Here is a 19,637-nt window from a genome sequence, read left to right as displayed (position 1 = left end):
GCATTCTTGGGACGGAACGACATGGCTGAAGAGCGGGGCGAGGGCATGGGCGGCGGTCAGGTGGCGGCAGAAGAGCTGCGCCTGCTGATCGAGCGCGCCGAGCGGCTGGAAGAAGAGAAGAAGGGCATCTCGGACGACATCAAGGACGTGTTCGCCGAGGCCAAGGGCCGCGGCTACGACCCCAAGGCGATCCGCAAGATCATGTCGATCCGCAAGAAGAAGCGGGAAGAATATCAGGAGGAAGAAGCGATCCTCGAGACGTATATGCAGGCGCTCGGGATGCTCTGAACCCGCGTTTCGCGGCTCTCCGGCGAATCGCTGCAGGAGCGGCGGGAACGGGGGCGTGGAGCGGAACCGGACACTACACACCCCCTTGTGTGTCCGGTTCCAGCGATCCGGCCCGGCCGCGATTGGGCGGCAGCGGGCAGGGCGGGTGGCGAACAAGGGGGTGGATATAGATTGACGGCCGGCGTGTAGGACAGGCGTAGCCCGGCATGACGATGGCACGGGATTCGGCGGGCGTCGGGAGGTCCGCGTCAGGCCGCCTCGGCCGGCTCCGTCGTCCAGCCGAGCCGCGGGATGGTGATCGACCGCTTGCCCGACAGGTCCACCCGCGTCACGAACAGGTCGCGGCTCTCGATATAGCCGACCAGCCGGCGCACCCGGCCGAGCGAGCTGGTGCCATAGGTCGTCGCCAGCTCCATGTCGGACGGGCAGGGGCGGCCCTCGCGCGCCGCTCGCGCGACCAGCAGGAACGCGCCCATCATGTCGTCGGGCAGTGTCCCGGCCAGCGCCAGCGCGTCCGCCCATTCGGGGGCATGGATATCGAAGATGCCGGCGCGCGCGCAGGATAGGCGCCGGGTAAAGGCGGGCAGGTCGAGCGGCGGCTTGGCGAGGCCGGCCATGCGGCAGCGGACCTGGAAATCCTGGAACAGCACCGCGGGCGGGCGCAGCGCCGCCTCGCCATCGGCGACGATCGCGCGCAGCACCTCGGCATGGATCGCCTCGACCTCCGCCTCGTCCTTCGCCGGCGCGGCGGGAGCGGGGGCGAAGGGGGTGGCGATGGCGGGCTCGGGCGGGCGGGCGATGTCGGCGGCGAGTTCTTCCACCGGCACCCGGCGCGGGCGCGGGTCGAAGCTGAGCGGCAGCGACGGCGCCTCCGGCTCGGCGAGCAGGTCGGCGAGGTCGAAGGGCTTCGCCTCGGGCAGCGGCGTCAGCTTGGGGCTGCCCGAGCGCGCCGAGGTGGCGACCGCGCCGATCCGCACCGTGATCGGCCGCCGCGACACCGCCGGCCCCAGCGCCATGAAGGTGCCGCGCGGCAGGTCGCGGATGCCGTCGGCCTGGCGTCGCTCCATGCCGAGCAGGTCGGCGGCGCGCGCCATGTCGATGTCGAGGAAGGTGCGGCCCATCAGGAAGTTCGACGCCTCGGCCGCGACATTCTTGGCGAGCTTCGCCAGCCGCTGCGTCGCGATCACGCCGGCCAGGCCGCGCTTGCGCCCGCGGCACATCAGGTTGGTCATCGCCGACAGCGAGGCGCGGCGCACGTCCTCCGCCACCTCGCCGCCGGTCGTCGGGGCGAACAGCTGCGCCTCGTCGACCACGACCAGCGCCGGATACCAATGCTCGCGCGGGGCATCGAACATCGCCGACAGGAAGGCGGCGGCGCAGCGCATCTGGCCCTCCGCCTCCAGCCCCTCGAGCGAGAGGACGACCGAGGCGCGATGCTCCCGTATGCGGGCGGCGAATCGCTCGATCTCAGGAATCGAATAATCGGTCGCCTCGATTACGACATGGCCGTGCGGCCCGGCCAGCGTGACGAAGTCGCCCTCCGGATCGATCACCACCTGCTGCACCTGCCCCGCCGACCCCTCGAGCAGGCGGCGCAGCAGGTGCGACTTGCCCGACCCGGAATTGCCCTGGACGAGCAACCGGGTGGCGAGCAGTTCCTCGAGATCCATGGTCACGGGCGCGCCGCGGTCGTCGCTGCCCATGTCTACGCTGACGGTCATTGCGAGGCGTGTGGCCGATCCGCGGGGGGCGGGGCAAGGGGTTTGCGATTAGACGGAGGCGGGATGGCTGAGACTGGTGGAGAGCGGATATTCAGCATGCGGCGGGAGCGGCTGGAAAGCCGCCGAAGTCGCGCTTAGCATCTGGTATGGACTTCTCGGGCCTGCTTCTTATCCCGCTGGCGGCGCTTGTCACCGGCGCGTGGATTGTCGGCGTTTCGGCGCTGTCTTCAAGTTCGGCAACCCTCCGGCCACCATTTTGCGTCTCTTACTGCCTCGGTGTGCTATTCATGCAGCCTTGGCTCATCGCCTCTTGGCAGCAAGCAGGCATGTTCGCTGTCATGTTGGTGATGCTGGCGCTGTGGATCGCGGCCGGGTGCATCATCGGAGCCATACCCGCCATGGCCTCGGTGGCTTTGACGCGCTGGCTTGCCCGGCTCAAGCGGTAGCCGTCTGTTCGGCGGCGGGACCGCAAGCACCCCGCTTGCCCGCCCCAACAACCATCGCTACCCCGCCAGCGCCCTTCCCCTGGCACCGGGAACCGATCCGATGGCCCAGCTTCCGCTCGCCGACCTCGCCCAGCGCCTGCTCCGCAAGCCGACCCATGCGCTCGATGCCGAGGAGCGGCGCGTCCTCGACAGTATCGACAGCGGCACCATCGTCAGCCGCGACGCCGCCGACGAGGCGGACGCGCGCGCCAGCCTGGGCGATCGCCTGGCCGACCGGGTCGCGGCGGTCGGCGGGTCGTGGGGGTTCATCATCGGCTTCACCGTGGTGCTCATCGGCTGGATGCTGCTCAATACCGACGTGCTCGCGCATTTCGGGATGGCGTTCGATCCCTATCCCTACATCTTCCTGAACCTGATGCTGTCGACGCTGGCGGCGGTGCAGGCGCCGGTCATCATGATGAGCCAGAACCGCCAGGCCGCGAAGGACCGGCTGGCCGCCAGCCTCGATTATGAGACCAACCTGCGTGCCGAGCTGGACATCCTGCGCCTGCATCACAAACTCGACGGCGTGGTGCTGGACCGGCTGGCGGCGCTGGAGGCGAAAATCGACGGGCTGGCGAACCGCGCGCCCACGGCCTAAGGGCACAGGATTACCGATCAGAGGCAGTCATGGCAGGCCATTCCAAGTTCAAGAACATCATGCACCGCAAGGGCGCGCAGGATAAGAAGCGCTCCAGCATGTTTTCCAAGCTTTCCCGCGAGATCACCGTGGCGGCGAAGATGGGCCTGCCCGATCCCGACATGAACCCGCGCCTGCGCGCCGCGATCAACGCGGCCAAGGCGCAGTCGGTGCCCAAGGACAATATCCAGCGCTCGATCGACAAGGCGTCCAAGGGCGATACCGAGAATTACGAAGAGATCCGCTACGAGGGATTCGGCCCCGGCGGCGTGTCGCTCATCATCGAGGCGCTGACCGACAACCGCAATCGCACCGCCACCAACGTCCGCACCGCCGTCGCCAAGAACGGCGGCAATCTGGGCGCGAGCGGGTCGGTCAGCCATGCCTTCGACCGGATGGGCCTCATAAACTATCCCGCCAGCGCCGGCGACGCGGAAAAGGTGTTCGAGGCGGCGCTGGAGGCGGGGGCCGAGGACGTCACCTCGTCCGAGGACGGGCACGAGATCTGGACCGCGCAGGGCGACCTGCACGAGGTCGCCAAGGCGCTGGAGCCGGTGCTCGGCGAGCCGGAGGGCGCGAAGCTGGCGTGGCGCCCGCAGACCATGGTCGCAGTCGATGAGGGCGACGCGGCGACCCTGTTCAAGCTGATCGACACGCTGGACGACGACGACGACGTCCAGACGGTCTGGGGCAATTACGAAGTGTCCGACGAGGTGATGGAGAAGCTGGGCTAATGAAGATCCTCCCCGGCATGGGGAGGGGGACCATGCGCAGCATGGTGGAGGGGGGTCGCTGCGAGCGGACCGCCTGTGGAAGCCCCCCTCCACCAGCCTGCGGCTGGTCCCCCTCCCCGTGCCGGGGAGGATCTTGGCGGTGATAATCCTCGGCCTCGATCCCGGGCTCGGCACGACCGGCTGGGGGGTGATCCGCGCCGACGGCAACCGCCTCAGCCATGTCGCCAATGGCCAGATCAGGACCGAGCCGTCGATGCCGCTGCCGCGCCGCCTGTCGAACCTGCACGCCGCGCTGGTCGACGTGATCCGCGCCGAGCGGCCCGACACCGCCGCGGTCGAGGAGGTGCTGGGCAACACCAATGCCCAGTCGACGCTGAAGCTGGGCCAGGCGCGCGGCGTCGTGCTGCTGGCGGCGGCGTCGGCGGGGTTGCGGATCGGCGAATATCACCCCAGCACCGTCAAGAAGGCGGTGGTCGGCACCGGCGGCGCGGAAAAGAGGCAGATCCAGGCAATGATGGCGGTCCTTCTTCCCGGCGCGAAGCTCGCCGGCCCCGACGCGGCGGACGCGCTGGCGGTGGCGATCACCCATGCGCACCATCTGGCGAGCGAGGCGGGGATGCTGCGCCGCGCCCGGGTGACGGCGGGAGGCTAGGGGCATGATCGCGCATCTGAAGGGCCGGCTGGATGCGACCGGCATCGACCATGCGGTGATCGATATCGGCGGGGTCGGCTATCTGGTCGGCGCCTCGTCGCGCACCCTTGCCGCGATCGGTCCGGTGGGAGAGGCGGCGACGCTGTTCACCGAAATGCTGGTGTCGGAGGATTCGATCCGGCTGGTTGGTTTTGCCAGCGCCGCGGAGCGCGACTGGTTCCGCCTGCTGACCGGGGTGCAGGGCGTCGGCGCGCGCGTGGCGCTTGCCATCCTGTCGGCGCTCGAACCCGCCGAACTGGCCCGCGCCGTCGGCGCGCAGGACAAGGCGATGGTCGCGCGCGCCAACGGCGTCGGCCCGAAGCTGGCGGAGCGGATCGTGCGCGAGTTGAAGGACAAGGTCGGCACTGTCCCGCTCGGCGCCGCCGCCACCGCGCAGGCGCTGCCGGTCGGCGCGTCGGCGGACGCGGTGTCGGCGCTCCTCAACCTGGGCTTCCGCCCGGCCGAGGCGACCGGTGCCGTCGCGGCGGCCGAGGACGAGTTGGGCAGCACCGCCACCCTCGACGCGCTCGTCCGACTGGCCTTGAAGAAGGCGGCGCGGTAAGGGCGCCGCCAGATCAGGCCAGGGGGACGGGCGGCGATGGCGACGATTGCGGTCTACAGCTTGAAGGGCGGTGTCGGGAAGACGACGCTGTCGGTGAACCTCGCCTGGGCGGCGGCGTGCCTGTCGGCGCGCCGTACCCTGTTGTGGGACCTCGACGCGCAGGCTGCGGCCAGCTGGGTGCTGGGCGTCGACGAGCCCGGCCGGCTCGAGGCGCAGGCGGCGATCGTCCGCGACGTCGATCCCGCCAAGCTGGTCCGCCAGACCGCGGTCGAGCGACTATGGCTGCTGCCCGCCGACGCCTCGCTGCGCAGTCTCGACCGGCTGTTCCACGAACTCGACAAGAAGAAGCGGCTGGCGAAGATCGTCGAGGGGCTGGCCCGCGATTACGACCGCGTCGTCGTCGACTGCCCGCCGGGGCTGACCGAGACGTCGGACCAGATCCTGCGCGCCGCCGATCTGGTGGTGGTGCCGGTCATCCCCTCCGCCCTGTCGCGTCGCGCGTTCGAGACGGTGGCGGCGCATGTCACCGCGCGCAAGGGGCCGAACGTGCCGCTGCTGCCGGTCTTCTCGATGGTCGACCGCCGCCGCGCGCTCCACCGCGCCGCGCTGGAGGAGCATCCCGACTGGCCGGCGATCCCGATGGCCAGCGCGATCGAGGCGATGACGGACCGTCGCGCCCCCGTCGGCACCTATGCTGCGCGCTCGGCGGGGGGCATGGCGATCGCGAACCTGTGGCGGTCGGTGGAGAAGACGCTGGCGGGGTAGTGCGGAGCGGTCGCCCGACCCTATTCGTCATCCCCGCGCAGGCGGGGATCCATAGACGCTGACGTTCATGATTGGAGCCGCAACGTCAGCGGGTCTGGATCCCCGCCTGCGCGGGGATGACGGGGTGGTGGGTGGCGGGAAAAGACAGCCCCTCGACCCCGCAGGCGCGCGCCGCTACGGAACGAAGCGTGACCGACGACCGCATCATGACCGCGCAGCGCCGCCCCGAGGATGTCGATGCCGCGCTCCGCCCGCGGCACCTGGACGAATTCGTCGGGCAGGCGGCTGCGCGCGAGAACCTGCGCATCTTCATCCAGGCCGCGCGCAGCCGCGGCGACGCGCTGGACCATGTGCTGTTCTTCGGCCCACCGGGGCTGGGCAAGACGACGCTGGCGCAGATCGTCGCGCGCGAAATGGGGGTGGGCTTCCGCGCCACCTCCGGCCCGGTCATCGCCAAGTCGGGCGACCTCGCCGCGCTGCTGACCAATCTGGAGGACGGCGACGTCCTGTTCATCGACGAGATCCACCGGCTGCAACCCGCGGTCGAGGAGGTGCTGTACCCGGCGATGGAGGACCGCGCGCTCGACCTGATGATCGGCGAGGGGCCGTCGGCACGCTCGGTGCGGATCGATCTGCCGCGCTTCACCCTGGTCGGCGCGACGACGCGGCAGGGGCTGCTGACCACGCCCCTGCGCGACCGGTTCGGCATTCCCATCCGCCTGCAATTCTACACGGTCGAGGAACTGACACGGGTGGTGACCCGCGCCGCCGGGCTGCTCGACCTGGGCATCGCGCCGGACGGCGCCACCGAGGTCGCGCGCCGCGCCCGCGGCACGCCGCGCATCGCCGGGCGGCTGCTGCGCCGGGTGCGCGACTTCGCCAATGTCGCCGGGGCCGCGACCGTCGATGCGAAGATCGCCGATGCCGCGCTCAACCGGCTGGAGGTCGACGCGCTCGGCCTCGACGCGATGGACCGCCGCTACCTGACCATGATCGCCGACATCTATCGCGGCGGCCCGGTCGGGGTCGAGACGCTGGCCGCCGGGCTGTCCGAACCGCGCGACACGATCGAGGAGGTGATCGAGCCATACCTTATCCAGCTGGGGCTGGTGGCGCGGACCGCACGCGGACGCGTGCTGAACGCCGGCGGCTGGAAGCATCTCGGCCTCAACCCGCCCGCCGGATCGCAGGACGGCCTGTTCGACTGAGGTGCCGGTTTTACTCCGGACCCAGCAGACCGGCATAATCCCGCGCTCCGTGCAGGACGTGCAGCACGACGACCTGATCGTCGTCGAGTCGGTAGAAGATCAGGTAGTTGCCATGAACGCGGCGGCGGATACCGAACGCCTCGAACCGGGGAACCAGCGGATAGCCGCGCGGCAGTTCGGCAAGGGACAGGCACTTGGCGCGCAACGCCCGGACGAGTCCCGCAGCCCTGTCAGGATCGTAACCAGCGATGTGATCGCCGATGGCGATCAGGTCTGCCTGCGCCTTGTTGGTCAGGCGGATGATCACCGCCGCCGGGACATTGCGCTGTACCGCGCCTCCAGTCGATCGAACACAGCATCGGCGTCCTCGGTGCGCCCGGCATTGGCATCCGCCACGCCCTGCAGGATGGCCGCGTTCAGCGCAGCGAGCCGCGCCTCGCGCTCCTGCACCAGTCGCACGCCTTCGCGCAGCACCTCACTCTTCGAATTGTAGCGGCCCGACTCCACCAGCCGCGTCACGGCGTTTTCCAGCAACGGTCCCAGCTCGGCACTAATCATCGGCTAGCCTCCAACGATTGAACCTACCCGGTTATCAACAGTTATCAAGTGCGAACGCGATTTGCTGTGTGGCACCCATGACACACATCTGTTAGCCCTATGGCCATGCCCAGCACGGCCGCCGCCTCTGCCCGCGAGATCCTCGTCCGTCTGCACGATGTGATGGCGGCGCGCACGCCCGCGCAGGCCAAGCTGAACCAGGTCGTCGGCATCATCGGCGAGGCGACCAACAGCGAGGTGTGCTCGATCTACCTGCTGCGCGAAGGGGTGCTGGAACTCTTCGCCACGCGCGGCCTGGCGCAGGAGGCGGTGCACGTCACCAAGCTGGCGCTGGGCGAGGGGCTGGTCGGCATCATCGCGGCCCGCGGCGAGGTGCTGAACCTCGACGAGGCGGCCAGCCATCCCGACTTCGCCTACAAGCCCGAAACGGGGGAGGAACGTTTCCACAGCTTCGCCGGGGTGCCGATCATCCGGCGCGAGCGCGTCGTCGGCGTCCTCGCCGTCCAGCATGCCGAGCAGCGCCGCTACGACGATATCGAGATCGAGGCGTTGCAGACCGTCGCGATGGTGCTGTCCGAACTGATCGCCAATGCCGGGCTGATCGACACCGCCGCGCAGGGCAAGGACCGGGTCCAGTCGACCGCCGCGGTACGCATTCCGGGGCAGAAGCTGGTCGAGGGCATGGCGTCCGGCAGCGCCGTCTTCCACCAGCCGCGCATCGTCGTCGAGCATACGGTAGCCGAGGACATCGATGCCGAGCGGCACCGCGTCTACGCCGCGTTCGACAAGATGCGCGAGCAGATCGACCGCATCGCGCGCGAGGCGGAGTTCGGCGTCGGCGGTGAGCATCTGGAAGTCATCGAGACCTACAAGATGTTCGCCTATGACGAGGGCTGGGCGCGGCGGATCAACGAGGCGATCGACAGCGGCCTGACCGCGGAAGCGGCGATCGAGCGTGTCCAGCAGCGCACCCGCCAGCGCATGCGCCAGATCGACGACCCGCTGCTCGCCGATCGGATGCACGATCTGGAGGATCTGGCCAACCGCCTGCTGCGCATCGTGTCGGGCCAGATGGGCACCGCCGCGCAGCTCGGTTTGCGCCAGGACACGATCCTGATCGCGCGCAACCTGGGCCCGGCCGAGCTGCTGGAATATGACCGGCGGCGGCTGAAGGGCGTGATCCTGGAGGAGGGGTCGCTGACCGCGCACGTCATCATCGTCGCGCGGGCGATGGGGGTGCCGGTGCTCGGCCGGGTCCGCGACGTGCGCCGTTTGATCGCAGAGGGTGACCACCTGCTCCTCGATGTCACCGACGGCAGCGTCTATGTCCGCCCCTCGTCGATCATGGAGGAGGCGTTCGAGGCGAAGCTGGCGCTCCGCCAGAAGCGCAAGGCGGCGTTCGCGGCGCTGCGCGACCTGCCGCCCGAGACGAAGGACGGCAGCCGCATCACCCTGATGGTGAATGCGGGGCTGCGCGACGACGTGGCGGCGCTCGACCTGACCGGCGCCGACGGCATCGGCCTGTTCCGCACCGAGTTCCAGTTCCTCGTCTCGGCCACCCTGCCGCAGCGCGAGCGCCAGCAGCGGCTGTACCGCGAGGTGATGGAGGCGGCGGGCGAGCGGCCGGTGGTGTTCCGCACCGTGGATATCGGCGGCGACAAGGCGCTGCCCTATCTGACGGTGGAAGCGCATGGCGAAGAGAACCCGGCGATGGGCTGGCGTGCGCTGCGCCTGGCGCTGGAACGCGACGGGCTGATGAAGGCGCAGGCGCGTGCCCTGCTGGAAGCGGCGGCGGGCCGCACGCTCAACGTCATGTTCCCGATGGTATCGGAGGCGTGGGAGTTCACCGAGGCGCGCGCGCTGTTCGAGGCGCAGCGCGAGTGGCTCGCCGCGCGCGGCAAGCGTCTGCCGGTCGAGATCCGCTACGGCGCGATGCTGGAGGTGCCGGCGCTGGCCGAGCAGCTCGACCTGCTGCTGCCGACCTGCGATTTCCTGTCGATCGGCACCAACGACCTGACCCAATTCCTGTTCGCCGCCGATCGCGCCAACCCGAAGCTGGCGGAGCGGTACGATTGGCTGTCGGTGTCGATCCTGCGCTTCATCGCCCGGGTCGCCGGGGTGGCGCGCGCGGCCGGTGTGCCGGTGGGCGTCTGCGGCGAGATGGGCGGCCGTCCGCTGGAGGCAATGGCGCTGATCGCGATCGGCATCGACCGGCTGTCGATCACCCCGGCCGCGGTCGGCCCGGTGAAGGCGATGATCCGCTCGATCGATCGCGGCGAAGCGGCGGAATTCGTGGCGGATTTGCTGGCACGGCCGCCGCGCGACCTGCGCGGCGCGCTGACCGAATGGGCGACGGCACGCGGCATCGATCTGGCGTAGGAGGCCGGCATCCCGTCGCAGGTGCGACTCACGGTTGCGTTGACAGGGCGGTGGTGCTCTGAAACATGGGAACAGCGGGCCGGGGTGGCGGTCCGCAGCGGAGTTTAGTGGATGACAGAGGTCCAGCCCGGCGACGCCCCAGCGCCCGAGCGCGTGGGTGACCGGCTGCGCAAGGCGCGAGAGGCGCAGGGTTTGTCGCTGGCCGAGGTCGGCTCGCGCACGCGCGTGCCGCTGCGCCATCTCGAGGCGATCGACGCGACGGATTTCGCCGCGCTGCCTTCACCGACCTATGCCGTCGGCTTCGCCCGTGCCTATGCCCGCGCGGTCGGGCTGGACGATGCCGCCGTCGCCCACGAAGTCCGCGCCGAACTGGCGCAGGTGCCGCGTGCGCCCGAGTATGAGCCGTACGAGACTGCCGACCCATCGCGCGTACCCTCGCGTGGGGTGGCGATCCTGGGGCTGGGCCTCGCCATCGCGGTGCTGGTGCTGGCCGGGCTATACTACGCCACCGACCTGTTCCGCCCCGGCGGCACCGCTCCCGCGATCGTTGCCGCGCCACCGGTCGTCACCGCGCCGGTCGCCGTCGCGCCGGCGCCGTCACCGACCCCGGCGACCGGGCCTGTCACCCTGACCGCCGGCGACAACGAGGTGTGGCTGCGCGTCTATGACGCCGCCAACACCACCCTCTACCTCGGCACGCTGAAGCCGGGCGAGAGCTTTGCAGTGCCGGAGGGCGCCAACGCGCCCAAGATCAACGTCGGCCGCCCCGACCAGCTGCGCGTCGCGGTCGGCGGCAACGCCATCCCACCGCTCGGCGACGGCTCGCGCCCGATCAAGGACGTCGCGGTCGACGCCGCCTCGCTGCTCGCACGGACCGGCCAGGGTGGCGGGCAGGGCGGGGTTACTCCCGCGCCGACCCCGGCGGCGGCGTCCAGCGTCGCCGCACCGGCGCGCCCCGCCGCCGCGCGTCCCACTCCGCGTCGTACACCCCGGCCCGCCGCCACCGGCCGGGCGCTGACCGAGACGCAGCGCGCCAACCTCCAGTCCGCCCAGAACCCGCCCGCTGCCGCCCCAGATGCGCAGTAGGGCGAAGCGATGCAGCCAGTGAGAATGTCGGCCATGCGTAACCTGATGATGCTCTGCACGGGCATCGTGATGATCCTGCCGGGCGTCGCCGCCGCGCAGTCCGGCACCGTCGAAGCGCGGGTCGGCCGGCTCGAGAGCGAGATGCGCGCCGTCCAGCGCAAGGTTTTCCCCGGCGGGGCCGGCCAGCTGGTCCAACCCGATATCGTCGCGCCGACCACTCCGACCGAGATCCCCGGCGCGCCCGTTTCGTCGCCGATCGTCGACCTCGCCGCGCGCGTGTCGTCGCTGGAGCAGCAGGTGGCGACGCTGACCGGTCAGGCCGAGCAGAACGGCTTCCAGCTCCGCCAGTTGCGTGAGCAGTTCGACGCGTACAAGGCGGCGACCGACGCGAAGCTCGCCGCCCCCGCCGCTGCCACCGCGCCCGCAGTCGGTGGCGCGGTCGACGGTGGCGATCCGGCGCCGATCGCTGGCGCCAGCCCCTCGCGCCCGCTCTCCGACAGCCGCCCCGCCGCGGCGACGCCCGCGGCTGCCGCCGATCCCGATCGCACCGCGCGGCTCGCCGCGATCAAGCGCCCGGCCAAGGGCGGCGATCAGGCCGAGGAGCAGTATCTCTATGGCTACCGCCTATGGGATGCGAAGCTGTACCCCGAGGCGCAGGCGCAGCTGAAGAAGACCGTCGCCGACTTCCCCGCCAGCCGCCGCGCCAGCTACGCGCAGAACCTGCTCGGCCGCGCCTATCTCGACGACGGCAAGCCCAGCCTGGCGTCGATGGCGTTCTACGACAATTACAAGAAGATGCCCGATGGCGAGCGCGCGCCCGACAGCCTGCTCTATCTGGGCCAGGCGCTGGTCAAGCTCGACAAGCCGGCCGACGCCTGCCGCGTCTATGCCGAACTAACCGACGTCTACGGCGCCAAGATGACCGCGGCGTTCAAGGCCGATCTGGCCCGTGGCCGTACCGCCGCCAGGTGCAAGTGACCCGCTGATCCCCGCCGCGCTCGCCGCACGCTTCGCGGCGGGGGTGGCGCGGGCGGTGCAGTCCACGCCTGAGGCCCGTTACTCCAGCGCAGGCTGGGGTCTCGCCGGGGACGGTGCACCCGCTCAGGAGGCCCCTCTCGCGCGCCTGGCGCTGGCCATCTCCGGCGGCCCGGACAGCATGGCGATGCTGGCGCTCGCCACGGCCGCGTTCCCCGGCCGCGTGATCGCCGCGACCTTCGACCACGGCCTCCGTCCCGCCTCCGCGACGGAGGCGGCGATGGTCGCCGACTGGTGTGCCAGTCGCGCCATTTCCCACGCCACGCTCCGCCCGGATCAACCGCTCCCAGCCAGCAACGTCCAGGCCGCCGCCCGCTCCGCCCGCTACGCCGCACTGGGCCGCTGGGCTGCTGACGGCGGCGCGCCGCTCCTCGCCACCGCCCACCACGCCGACGATCAGGCGGAAACCTTCCTGATGCGCGCCAATCGCGGCAGCGGCCCGACCGGCCTCGCCGGCATCCGTCGCGCCCGCCCGCTCTGCGACGGCGTCACGCTGATCCGCCCCCTTCTCGACTGGCGCCGCGCCGAGCTTGGCCAAGTCGCCGCGCACCTGCCGGTCGTGCAGGATCCCAGCAACGCCGACCGCCACTATACCCGCGTTCGCGCGCGCCACTGGCTCGCCGCCAATCCCGAACTCGACCCTGCGCAACTCGCCCGCGCCGCCGACCATGTCGCCGACATCGCCGCCGATCTGGACGAACTCGCCGACTGGGCGTGGCAGACGCGACAGGGGCCGGACGGGCTCGACGTCGCCGGCCTGCCCCGCGCGCTGCGCCGCCTGCTGGCCCGCCGCGGCATCGCGGTGCTGCGGGCGGAAGAGGGGATCGCGGCGCCCGCCTTTGGCCCGGCATCGAATGTCGAGCCGCTGCTCGATGCGCTTGGCGCGGGATGCCGGGCGACCCAGGGCGGAGTGCTGGTGACGCCGCGCGGCGCAAACTGGCGCTTTGCGGTCGCGCCGACGCGACGAAACGGATGACGCCAACGGCGGGGCGTTGCCCATTTCCGCGCATTGATCGACGTTTTGTTCCATTGTCATTAACCCCACCGGGCTTATCTTGGCAGCGAAAGGTATCGCCGTGGCCATGAACGACAATGACAAGCAGCCTCCCGAGAATGGCGGAGGCAATCCCTGGATGAAGAGCCTGCTGATCTGGGTGGGCATTCTCCTCGGCCTCGCGCTGTTCGTCACGATGGTCGACGGCCGTTCGACCACGGCGGGCACCGGCAACCAGATCGCCTACTCGACCTTCCTCGACAAGGTGGATGAAGGTACGGTCAAGGACGTCAACATCAGCCGCGACATCATCACCGGCACGATGTCGAACGGCGAGAAGTTCCGCGCCTATCCGCTCCCCGATTCGACGCTGGTCGGCAAGCTGCGCGAGAAGGGCGTGACGATCACCGCCAAGCCGGAGGATGGCCCCTCGGTCTGGATGGTGCTGCTGTACCAGTCGCTGCCGTTCCTGCTGTTCCTCGGCATCGCCTTCTTCGTGCTGCGCCAGATGCAGAAGGGCGGCGGCGCCAACGGTGCGATGGGCTTCGGCAAGAGCCGCGCACGGATGCTGACCCAGAAGGAAGGTCGCGTGACCTTCGACGACGTCGCCGGCATCGACGAGGCGCGCGCCGAGCTGACCGAAATCGTCGAGTTCCTGAAGGACCCGTCGAAGTTCGCGCGCCTGGGCGGCAAGATCCCGAAGGGTGCGCTGCTGGTCGGCTCGCCCGGCACCGGCAAGACGCTGCTCGCCCGCGCCATCGCGGGTGAGGCGGGCGTGCCGTTCTTCACCATCTCCGGCTCGGACTTCGTCGAGATGTTCGTCGGCGTCGGTGCCAGCCGCGTGCGCGACATGTTCGAACAGGCCAAGAAGTCGGCCCCGTGCATCGTGTTCATCGACGAGATCGACGCGGTCGGTCGCCATCGCGGTGCGGGCCTCGGCAACGGCAACGACGAGCGCGAGCAGACGCTGAACCAGCTCCTTGTCGAGATGGACGGATTCGAGGCGAACGAGGGGATCATCATCGTCGCGGCGACCAACCGCCCCGATGTGCTCGACCCCGCGCTGCTGCGTCCGGGCCGCTTCGACCGCCAGGTCGTCGTGCCCCGCCCGGATATCGAGGGCCGCATCAAGATCCTCGAAGTCCATATGAAGAAGGTACCGCTGGCGCCCGACGTCGACGCCCGCACGATCGCGCGCGGCACGCCGGGCTTCTCGGGCGCCGACCTCGCCAACCTCGTCAACGAGGCGGCGTTGATGGCGGCGCGCAAGTCGAAGCGGCTCGTCGCGATGGCCGAGTTCGAGGAGGCCAAGGACAAGGTCATGATGGGCGCCGAGCGTCGTTCCATGGTCATGACCGAGGACGAGAAGCGGATGACCGCCTATCACGAGGCGGGTCACGCCATCGTATCGATCCACGAACCCGCGTCCGATCCGATCCACAAGGCGACGATCATTCCGCGCGGCCGGGCGCTGGGCATGGTGATGCGCCTGCCTGAGCGGGACAGCTACAGCTATCATCGCGACAAGATGTACGCGAACCTCGCGGTATCGATGGGCGGCCGCGTCGCGGAGGAAGTGATCTTCGGCTACGACAAGGTGTCGTCGGGCGCGTCTGGCGACATCCAGTACGCCACCGGCCTCGCCCGCGACATGGTCACCAAATGGGGCATGTCGGACAAGGTCGGCCCGGTCGAGTATGCCCAGCCTGAAGGCGAGAGCTTCCTCGGCTATTCGTCGTCTCAGCCGGTGCGCATGTCGAATGCGACCGCGCAGCTGATCGATGACGAGATCAAGGCGATCGTCGAGGGCGGGCTGACCAAGGCCAAGCAGGTGCTGACCGACCATATCGACCAGCTCCACCTGCTCGCCGGTGCGCTGCTCGAATATGAGACGCTGTCGGGCGACGAGATCAAGAAGCTGATCGCCGGCGAGGAGATCGGCCGGATGGATCAGGGGCCGAAGACCCCGGCGGTGCCGACCGCGGGCACCTCGATCCCCAAGACGCGCCGCCCGTCCGGCGGCTTCGGCAGCGCCACTCCGCTCGGCGCCTGAAGCGCCTGTATTCAGCCGGCGGCAAGCCGGCTGCTGGCATGGGCCGGCCTTCCTGTTTCGGAAGGTCGGCCCATGTCTTATCCGCGTATCCCCTTGTCTGCCTTCGCGATTGTCGCCGCCTTCGCGATCGCCGCGCCGGCGGGGGCCGCGATGACCGTCGGCACGTTCGTCCAGCGCGCGCAGGTGCTGCGCGAGCAGGGCTTTGCCGCGCTCCTCTCCCCCGACTTCCAGGTCCTGAAGGAAGAGGCGCGCCAAGCCAGGACCGAGCTGAAGGCCGAGAATGCCCGGCGCATCGCCGCACACAAGCCCGGCATCGCCTGCGTGCCCGAAGGGGAATCGGTCGGCATCGAGGAAATGATCGACAGCCTCGCCGCGCTTCCCGCCGCCGACCAGCGCCGGCCGCTGCGCGACGGCTATGCCAAGGTACTGGGTCGTAAATTCCCCTGCCGTTGAGGATCGGTGCAGACGCCGACCCGATTCCGTGCAGCCTGCTCGGCCCGCTTGCCCCAGACCAACCCTCGCGCCACGCAGCGGGGATGCGATGGAGGTTCGGCTATGCGGCGACGGCGCTGTTGCTGCTCGCGATCGAGGCGGCGATCGCCCTTTGGCTCGACGACGCTCTCATCCGTCCGCATGTCGGCGATGCGCTGGCCGTGATGCTCGTCTATTGCGGCTTGCGCATCGGCTCGCCGGCCGGCTGGCGCACCGACCTCGCACTCGCGCTGGCGACCGCCTTTGCGATCGAGTTCGGCCAATATGCCGGCCTGCTCCACCGGCTTGGCTGGGAGGGCCAGCCGGCCGCCCGCCTGCTTCTCGGCACCAGCTACGACCCGCGCGACCTGCTGTCCTATGTCGCCGGCGCTGCCGTCATCTGGTGTGTCGAGCAACGGCGGTAGAAACAGGATCACGCGGAGCCGCATCTCCGCGTGAACCGAAATCTTCTACCTCTAAGCAGGCAAGCTGCTCTCTCTCGCCTCGCACCCCCCGTCGTGATAGCGCCCCGCCATGGCCGACGCAGAGACCGATCCCGCCCAGCTGATCGCCACCATGGCTGCCGAAGCACGCGCCGCGGCCACCACGCTGGCCCGTCTCCCTACGGAAACCAAGCGCCAGGGCCTTCACGCCGCCGCCGCTGCGATCCGCGCGCAGGCCGACGCGATCCTCGCCGCCAATGCCAGCGACATGGCGCGGGCGGAAACGGCGGGACTGAGCGGCGCGCTGCTCGACCGACTGCGGCTCGACCCCGCGCGGTTGGCGGCGGTGGCAGACGCGGTGGCGGTAGTCGCCATGCTCGACGATCCGGTCGGGCAGGTGATCGACGCGCGCACCCGCCCCAACGGCCTCGTCCTGTCGCGCGTGCGCGTGCCGATCGGCGTGATCGGCATCGTCTATGAGAGCCGCCCCAACGTCACCGCCGACGCTGCCGCGCTCTGCGTGATGAGCGGCAATGCCGCGATCCTGCGTGGCGGCAGCGAGGCGCTGGCGAGCAATCGCGCGCTCCACGCCGCCTTCGTTGCCGGGCTGGAGCAGGGCGGCCTGCCGCGTACCGCGGTGCAGTTGGTTCCCACCGCCGACCGCGCCGCTGTCGGTGCGATGCTGGCCGCGGCCGGGCTGATCGACCTGATCGTGCCCCGCGGCGGCAAGGGCCTGGTCGCGCGTGTGCAGGCAGAGGCGCGGGTGCCCGTGCTCGCCCATCTCGACGGCATCAACCACGTCTATGTCCACGCCTCTGCCGATCCGGCGATGGCCGAGGCGGTGGTGATCGACGCCAAGATGCGCCGCACCGGCGTCTGCGGCGCGATGGAGACGCTGCTGATCGACCGCGACTTTCCCCGGGCGGCAGAGCTGGTCGAGGCGTTGGCGGCGACCGGCTGCACCGTGCGCGGCGATGCCGGCGTGCAGGCACTCGCCACCGTCGATCCTGCCGCTCCCGCCGACTGGGACACCGAATATCTGGACGCCATCGCGTCCGTCGCACTGGTTGAGGGCGTCGATGGCGCCCTCGCACACATCGCCCGGCATGGGTCGCACCATACCGACGCCATCGTCGCGGAGGATGTTGCCATTGCCGAGCGTTTCCTGGCGGAAGCGGACTCGGCGATCGTCCTGTGGAACGCCTCCACCCAGTTCGCCGATGGCGGTGAGTTCGGCCTGGGCGCCGAGATCGGCATCGCCACCGGCCGCCTCCACGCGCGCGGTCCCGTCGCGCTGGAGGGGCTGACGACCTACAAATGGATCGGCCGCGGGACGGGGCAGGTGCGTGGTTGAAGCGGCCGCGGCAGGGGCGTAGGCTGGTCGCATGAACGCATTCGCCTCGATCACCGCGCCGCTCGATGCGGCCACGCTGGCGCTGGTCGAGGAACGTGCCCGCGAACGGGGCATCACCGGCGCCGAGTTCGCGGCGGAGGCGATCAGGGAAGCCGTCGAGCGCGATGACGTATTCGCCGCCGCGATCAGAGCCGAAGTCGACGAGGCCGATGCACAGATCGAGCGAGGCGAATTCTACACTCAGGAGCAGATCGAGGCGTGGCTCGAAGACCGCAAGCACTCGCGGCGCTGATTTGCTCACGCTGCGCTGGGCGCCCTTGGCGCTACATGATCTGACGATCATCGACGGATATTATCTCACGACCGCTCCTGCTTCGTCGTTCGACATCAACCATCGGATCGTCGCGGCTGCGCAGTTCCTGTCGGAAACGCCCTTCGCAGGCCCGCTGATCGGTGATCGCGACCGGCGGAAATGGCGGGTTCGCAACACGCCGTACATCCTGATCTATCGTGTGCTTGGCGGACAATTGCGTATCCTGCGCGTGTTCCACACCTCTCGCGATCCGCGTTCGCGATGACCCCCACCGGCCTCCTGGGCGGCAGCTTCAACCCCGCGCATCGGGGGCATCGCCGTATCACGCTTGCCGCGATCGACGCGCTGGCGCTCGACGAGGCGTGGTGGCTGGTGTCGCCCGGCAACCCGCTGAAACCCGCCGCCGGCATGGCGCCGCTTTCCGCCCGGCTCGCCTCTGCGCGCAAGATGGCCCGGCGCGCCCCGATCCGCGCGACCGCGATCGAGGCGCGACTCGGCACCCGCTACACCGTCGACACGATCCGCGCGCTCCAGCGCCGCTACCCGAAGCGACGGTTCGTGTGGATCATGGGGGCGGACAATCTGGCGCAGTTCCACCGCTGGCGCGACTGGCGAGGAATCGCGCGTGCGATCCCGATTGCGGTGGCGGCGCGGCCGGGATATGATGCGCGCGCACTCGCGGCCCCCGCGATGGCCTGGCTGCGGCGCTATCGACGACCGCGGGCAGCGGCGCAACGATGGACGACGTGGAGTTTGCCGGCCCTGGTGCTGCTGCGCTTCCGCCCCGATCCGACGTCCGCGACCGGCCTGCGCGCCGGCGATCCCGACTGGCACCGGCGCTTCCTGCCGGGCCCGTCCTCCTAGGAGTTACCTTGGCCACTTCCCCTTCCGCCCCCCGTTCGACCCCAAGGGCATCTGATGCCGCCGAGATCGAGGCGTTGCACCGGCTGGTGATGCAGTCGCTCGACGACGATCAGGCCGTCGAGGTCGTGACGATCCCCCTGGCGGGCAAATCGACCATCGCCGATCACATGGTGATCGCCAGCGGCCGTTCGACGCGCCAGGTGGCGTCGATGGCGGCGAAGCTCGCCGAGCGGATCAAGGCGGAATGCGGCCGCAGTCCGCGGATCGAGGGGTTGCCGACCGCCGACTGGGTGCTGATCGACGCCGGCGACGTCATCGTCCACCTGTTCCGACCCGAGGTCCGCTCCTTCTACAATCTGGAGCGGATGTGGTCGTTCGGCGACGCGCCGGCCGCGATGCCGGAGCCGCCCAGGACCGGGGAGCAGCCGCGCACCTGAGCCGTCGATGCTCCTCCACATCGTCGCGCGCGGGCGGATCGGCCGCTCGGCAGAGGCGGAGCTGGTCGACCGCTATCTGAAGCGGATCGCCTGGCCGACCCGCATCACCGAACTGCCCGATACCGGCGGACGCGAGCCCGCGGCTGCGCCGCAGACCCGCCGCATCCTGCTCGACGAGAAGGGAGAGGCGATGCCCTCGCTCGCGCTGGCCGAGCGGCTCGGCCGCTGGCGCGACGACGGGGTGCGCGAGGCGCGTTTCCTGCTGGGCGCCGCCGACGGGTTCGACGATGCCGCGCGAGCGGAGGCGGACCTGCTGCTGTCGTTCGGCCGCGCGACCTGGCCGCACCTGCTGGCCCGCGCGATGCTGGCCGAACAGCTGTTCCGTGCCACCAGCATCCTCGCCGGCCATCCTTACCACCGGGAAGGGTAGGCGCGTGGCCGCCGCGCTTCGCATCCTCGCCATCGCGCTCCTTGCCGGGGGCGCCGTCGCGGCGCCGACGGCGGAGACGCCGCGCCAGCGCCTCGCCGCCGCCCGCCTCGCCGCTGCGGCGGCGGG

General features: G+C 70.2%; 24 protein-coding genes. 21 read left to right on the top strand and 3 right to left on the bottom strand.

The features are described 5' to 3' along the window. Positions 1-45: 45 nt before the first annotated feature. On the top strand, positions 46-288 hold the full coding sequence (locus tag Q5H91_RS06235) for a DUF2312 domain-containing protein (protein ID WP_305172834.1): 243 nt from the start codon (positions 46-48) through the stop codon (positions 286-288). Between the two features lie 248 nt (positions 289-536). Here the strand turns inward: Q5H91_RS06235 and Q5H91_RS06230 are convergent, their stop codons facing one another. Next, positions 537-2,009 carry a helicase HerA domain-containing protein gene (locus Q5H91_RS06230; protein WP_305172434.1) on the bottom strand — a complete coding sequence of 491 codons (1,473 nt, stop codon included), beginning with the start codon at positions 2,007-2,009 and terminating at the stop codon, positions 537-539. A gap of 146 nt (positions 2,010-2,155) precedes the next feature. On the opposite strand from Q5H91_RS06230, the gene Q5H91_RS06225 reads away from it, so the two are divergent. The 7 genes from Q5H91_RS06225 (at position 2,156) to ruvB (ending at position 7,094) form a co-directional block, all read left to right on the top strand. Further along, on the top strand, positions 2,156-2,455 hold the full coding sequence (locus Q5H91_RS06225) for a hypothetical protein (RefSeq protein WP_305172433.1): 300 nt from the start codon (positions 2,156-2,158) through the stop codon (positions 2,453-2,455). Positions 2,456-2,555: 100 nt separating this feature from the next. Then, positions 2,556-3,095 carry a DUF1003 domain-containing protein gene (locus Q5H91_RS06220; RefSeq protein WP_305172432.1) on the top strand — a complete coding sequence of 180 codons (540 nt, stop codon included), beginning with the start codon at positions 2,556-2,558 and terminating at the stop codon, positions 3,093-3,095. A 29-nt stretch (positions 3,096-3,124) separates the two neighbouring features. After that, positions 3,125-3,868: a YebC/PmpR family DNA-binding transcriptional regulator gene (locus Q5H91_RS06215; protein ID WP_305172431.1), complete on the top strand. Its 744-nt coding sequence runs from the start codon at positions 3,125-3,127 to the stop codon at positions 3,866-3,868. 139 nt (positions 3,869-4,007) lie between these two features. Then, positions 4,008-4,520 carry a crossover junction endodeoxyribonuclease RuvC gene (ruvC, locus tag Q5H91_RS06210; protein WP_305172833.1) on the top strand — a complete coding sequence of 171 codons (513 nt, stop codon included), beginning with the start codon at positions 4,008-4,010 and terminating at the stop codon, positions 4,518-4,520. Between the two features lie 4 nt (positions 4,521-4,524). Then, on the top strand, positions 4,525-5,121 hold the full coding sequence (ruvA, locus tag Q5H91_RS06205) for a Holliday junction branch migration protein RuvA (protein ID WP_305172430.1): 597 nt from the start codon (positions 4,525-4,527) through the stop codon (positions 5,119-5,121). A gap of 36 nt (positions 5,122-5,157) precedes the next feature. Continuing rightward, complete coding sequence (locus tag Q5H91_RS06200) at positions 5,158-5,886, top strand: ParA family protein (protein ID WP_305172429.1); 729 nt, start codon at positions 5,158-5,160, stop codon at positions 5,884-5,886. Between the two features lie 188 nt (positions 5,887-6,074). Then, complete coding sequence (ruvB, locus tag Q5H91_RS06195; protein WP_305172427.1) at positions 6,075-7,094, top strand: Holliday junction branch migration DNA helicase RuvB; 1,020 nt, start codon at positions 6,075-6,077, stop codon at positions 7,092-7,094. Between the two features lie 10 nt (positions 7,095-7,104). Here ruvB and Q5H91_RS06190 read toward each other — a convergent pair whose 3' ends face one another. Together Q5H91_RS06190 and Q5H91_RS06185 are read right to left on the bottom strand one after the other, a co-directional pair. Next, positions 7,105-7,401, bottom strand: coding sequence for a type II toxin-antitoxin system RelE/ParE family toxin (locus Q5H91_RS06190; RefSeq protein ID WP_305172426.1), 297 nt, complete (start codon positions 7,399-7,401; stop codon positions 7,105-7,107). Further along, positions 7,398-7,652: a type II toxin-antitoxin system ParD family antitoxin gene (locus Q5H91_RS06185; RefSeq protein WP_305172425.1), complete on the bottom strand. Its 255-nt coding sequence runs from the start codon at positions 7,650-7,652 to the stop codon at positions 7,398-7,400. Before Q5H91_RS06185 ends, Q5H91_RS06190 begins: the two co-directional genes overlap by 4 nt. A 105-nt stretch (positions 7,653-7,757) precedes the next feature. On the opposite strand from Q5H91_RS06185, the gene ptsP reads away from it, so the two are divergent. The 13 genes from ptsP to Q5H91_RS06120 all read left to right on the top strand — a co-directional run bounded on the left by ptsP (position 7,758) and on the right by Q5H91_RS06120 (position 19,511). Continuing rightward, positions 7,758-10,031, top strand: coding sequence for a phosphoenolpyruvate--protein phosphotransferase (ptsP, locus tag Q5H91_RS06180; protein WP_305172424.1), 2,274 nt, complete (start codon positions 7,758-7,760; stop codon positions 10,029-10,031). A 111-nt stretch (positions 10,032-10,142) separates the two neighbouring features. Next, entirely contained in the window at positions 10,143-11,117 is a 975-nt protein-coding gene (locus Q5H91_RS06175; protein ID WP_305172422.1) for a helix-turn-helix domain-containing protein, read from the top strand. 33 nt (positions 11,118-11,150) lie between these two features. Further along, on the top strand, positions 11,151-12,095 hold the full coding sequence (locus Q5H91_RS06170) for a tetratricopeptide repeat protein (RefSeq protein WP_305172421.1): 945 nt from the start codon (positions 11,151-11,153) through the stop codon (positions 12,093-12,095). Further along, positions 12,067-13,128, top strand: coding sequence for a tRNA lysidine(34) synthetase TilS (tilS, locus tag Q5H91_RS06165; protein ID WP_305172420.1), 1,062 nt, complete (start codon positions 12,067-12,069; stop codon positions 13,126-13,128). Before Q5H91_RS06170 ends, tilS begins: the two co-directional genes overlap by 29 nt. A gap of 106 nt (positions 13,129-13,234) precedes the next feature. Then, the gene (gene ftsH, locus Q5H91_RS06160; RefSeq protein ID WP_305172419.1) at positions 13,235-15,199 is read left to right on the top strand and encodes an ATP-dependent zinc metalloprotease FtsH; all 1,965 of its coding nucleotides are present in this window, start codon (positions 13,235-13,237) and stop codon (positions 15,197-15,199) included. Between the two features lie 72 nt (positions 15,200-15,271). After that, positions 15,272-15,652: a hypothetical protein gene (locus tag Q5H91_RS06155; RefSeq protein WP_305172418.1), complete on the top strand. Its 381-nt coding sequence runs from the start codon at positions 15,272-15,274 to the stop codon at positions 15,650-15,652. An 83-nt stretch (positions 15,653-15,735) separates the two neighbouring features. Next, on the top strand, positions 15,736-16,095 hold the full coding sequence (locus tag Q5H91_RS06150; protein WP_305172417.1) for a ribosomal maturation YjgA family protein: 360 nt from the start codon (positions 15,736-15,738) through the stop codon (positions 16,093-16,095). A gap of 109 nt (positions 16,096-16,204) precedes the next feature. Continuing rightward, positions 16,205-17,467, top strand: a complete 1,263-nt coding sequence (locus Q5H91_RS06145) for a glutamate-5-semialdehyde dehydrogenase (protein WP_305172416.1) — start codon at positions 16,205-16,207, stop codon at positions 17,465-17,467. 31 nt (positions 17,468-17,498) lie between these two features. Then, positions 17,499-17,759: a hypothetical protein gene (locus Q5H91_RS06140; RefSeq protein ID WP_305172415.1), complete on the top strand. Its 261-nt coding sequence runs from the start codon at positions 17,499-17,501 to the stop codon at positions 17,757-17,759. Positions 17,760-17,784: 25 nt separating this feature from the next. Beyond that, positions 17,785-18,045: a type II toxin-antitoxin system RelE/ParE family toxin gene (locus tag Q5H91_RS06135; protein ID WP_370655238.1), complete on the top strand. Its 261-nt coding sequence runs from the start codon at positions 17,785-17,787 to the stop codon at positions 18,043-18,045. After that, the gene (locus tag Q5H91_RS06130; RefSeq protein WP_305172413.1) at positions 18,042-18,644 is read left to right on the top strand and encodes a nicotinate-nucleotide adenylyltransferase; all 603 of its coding nucleotides are present in this window, start codon (positions 18,042-18,044) and stop codon (positions 18,642-18,644) included. The genes Q5H91_RS06135 and Q5H91_RS06130 overlap by 4 nt, the downstream gene beginning before the upstream one ends. 8 nt (positions 18,645-18,652) lie before the next feature. Beyond that, a complete protein-coding gene (gene rsfS, locus Q5H91_RS06125) occupies positions 18,653-19,081 on the top strand; it encodes a ribosome silencing factor (RefSeq protein ID WP_502619498.1) in 429 nt (142 codons plus the stop codon). A gap of 7 nt (positions 19,082-19,088) precedes the next feature. Then, on the top strand, positions 19,089-19,511 hold the full coding sequence (locus Q5H91_RS06120; RefSeq protein ID WP_305172412.1) for a 23S rRNA (pseudouridine(1915)-N(3))-methyltransferase RlmH: 423 nt from the start codon (positions 19,089-19,091) through the stop codon (positions 19,509-19,511). The last annotated feature ends 126 nt before the right edge of the window (positions 19,512-19,637 follow it).

Origin of the sequence: Sphingomonas aurea (assembly GCF_030678875.1) — a bacterium.
GTDB lineage: Bacteria > Pseudomonadota > Alphaproteobacteria > Sphingomonadales > Sphingomonadaceae > Sphingomonas > Sphingomonas aurea.
Note: the sequence above shows the minus strand (reverse complement) of the source record. Positions and strands in the feature narration are given on the sequence as shown.

Excerpts from the sequence above, each read along its gene's own strand:
- Q5H91_RS06235 (WP_305172834.1), top strand. The coding sequence starts at position 46 with ATGGGCGGCGGTCAGGTGGCGGCAGAAGAGCTGCGCCTGCTGATCGAG.
- Q5H91_RS06230 (WP_305172434.1), bottom strand. The coding sequence starts at position 2,009 with ATGACCGTCAGCGTAGACATGGGCAGCGACGACCGCGGCGCGCCCGTG.
- Q5H91_RS06225 (WP_305172433.1), top strand. The coding sequence starts at position 2,156 with ATGGACTTCTCGGGCCTGCTTCTTATCCCGCTGGCGGCGCTTGTCACC.
- Q5H91_RS06220 (WP_305172432.1), top strand. The coding sequence starts at position 2,556 with ATGGCCCAGCTTCCGCTCGCCGACCTCGCCCAGCGCCTGCTCCGCAAG.
- Q5H91_RS06215 (WP_305172431.1), top strand. The coding sequence starts at position 3,125 with ATGGCAGGCCATTCCAAGTTCAAGAACATCATGCACCGCAAGGGCGCG.
- ruvA (WP_305172430.1), top strand. The coding sequence starts at position 4,525 with ATGATCGCGCATCTGAAGGGCCGGCTGGATGCGACCGGCATCGACCAT.
- Q5H91_RS06200 (WP_305172429.1), top strand. The coding sequence starts at position 5,158 with ATGGCGACGATTGCGGTCTACAGCTTGAAGGGCGGTGTCGGGAAGACG.
- Q5H91_RS06185 (WP_305172425.1), bottom strand. The coding sequence starts at position 7,652 with ATGATTAGTGCCGAGCTGGGACCGTTGCTGGAAAACGCCGTGACGCGG.
- ptsP (WP_305172424.1), top strand. The coding sequence starts at position 7,758 with ATGCCCAGCACGGCCGCCGCCTCTGCCCGCGAGATCCTCGTCCGTCTG.
- Q5H91_RS06175 (WP_305172422.1), top strand. The coding sequence starts at position 10,143 with ATGACAGAGGTCCAGCCCGGCGACGCCCCAGCGCCCGAGCGCGTGGGT.
- Q5H91_RS06170 (WP_305172421.1), top strand. The coding sequence starts at position 11,151 with ATGCGTAACCTGATGATGCTCTGCACGGGCATCGTGATGATCCTGCCG.
- ftsH (WP_305172419.1), top strand. The coding sequence starts at position 13,235 with ATGAACGACAATGACAAGCAGCCTCCCGAGAATGGCGGAGGCAATCCC.
- Q5H91_RS06155 (WP_305172418.1), top strand. The coding sequence starts at position 15,272 with ATGTCTTATCCGCGTATCCCCTTGTCTGCCTTCGCGATTGTCGCCGCC.
- Q5H91_RS06150 (WP_305172417.1), top strand. The coding sequence starts at position 15,736 with ATGCGATGGAGGTTCGGCTATGCGGCGACGGCGCTGTTGCTGCTCGCG.
- Q5H91_RS06145 (WP_305172416.1), top strand. The coding sequence starts at position 16,205 with ATGGCCGACGCAGAGACCGATCCCGCCCAGCTGATCGCCACCATGGCT.
- Q5H91_RS06140 (WP_305172415.1), top strand. The coding sequence starts at position 17,499 with ATGAACGCATTCGCCTCGATCACCGCGCCGCTCGATGCGGCCACGCTG.
- Q5H91_RS06130 (WP_305172413.1), top strand. The coding sequence starts at position 18,042 with ATGACCCCCACCGGCCTCCTGGGCGGCAGCTTCAACCCCGCGCATCGG.
- Q5H91_RS06120 (WP_305172412.1), top strand. The coding sequence starts at position 19,089 with ATGCTCCTCCACATCGTCGCGCGCGGGCGGATCGGCCGCTCGGCAGAG.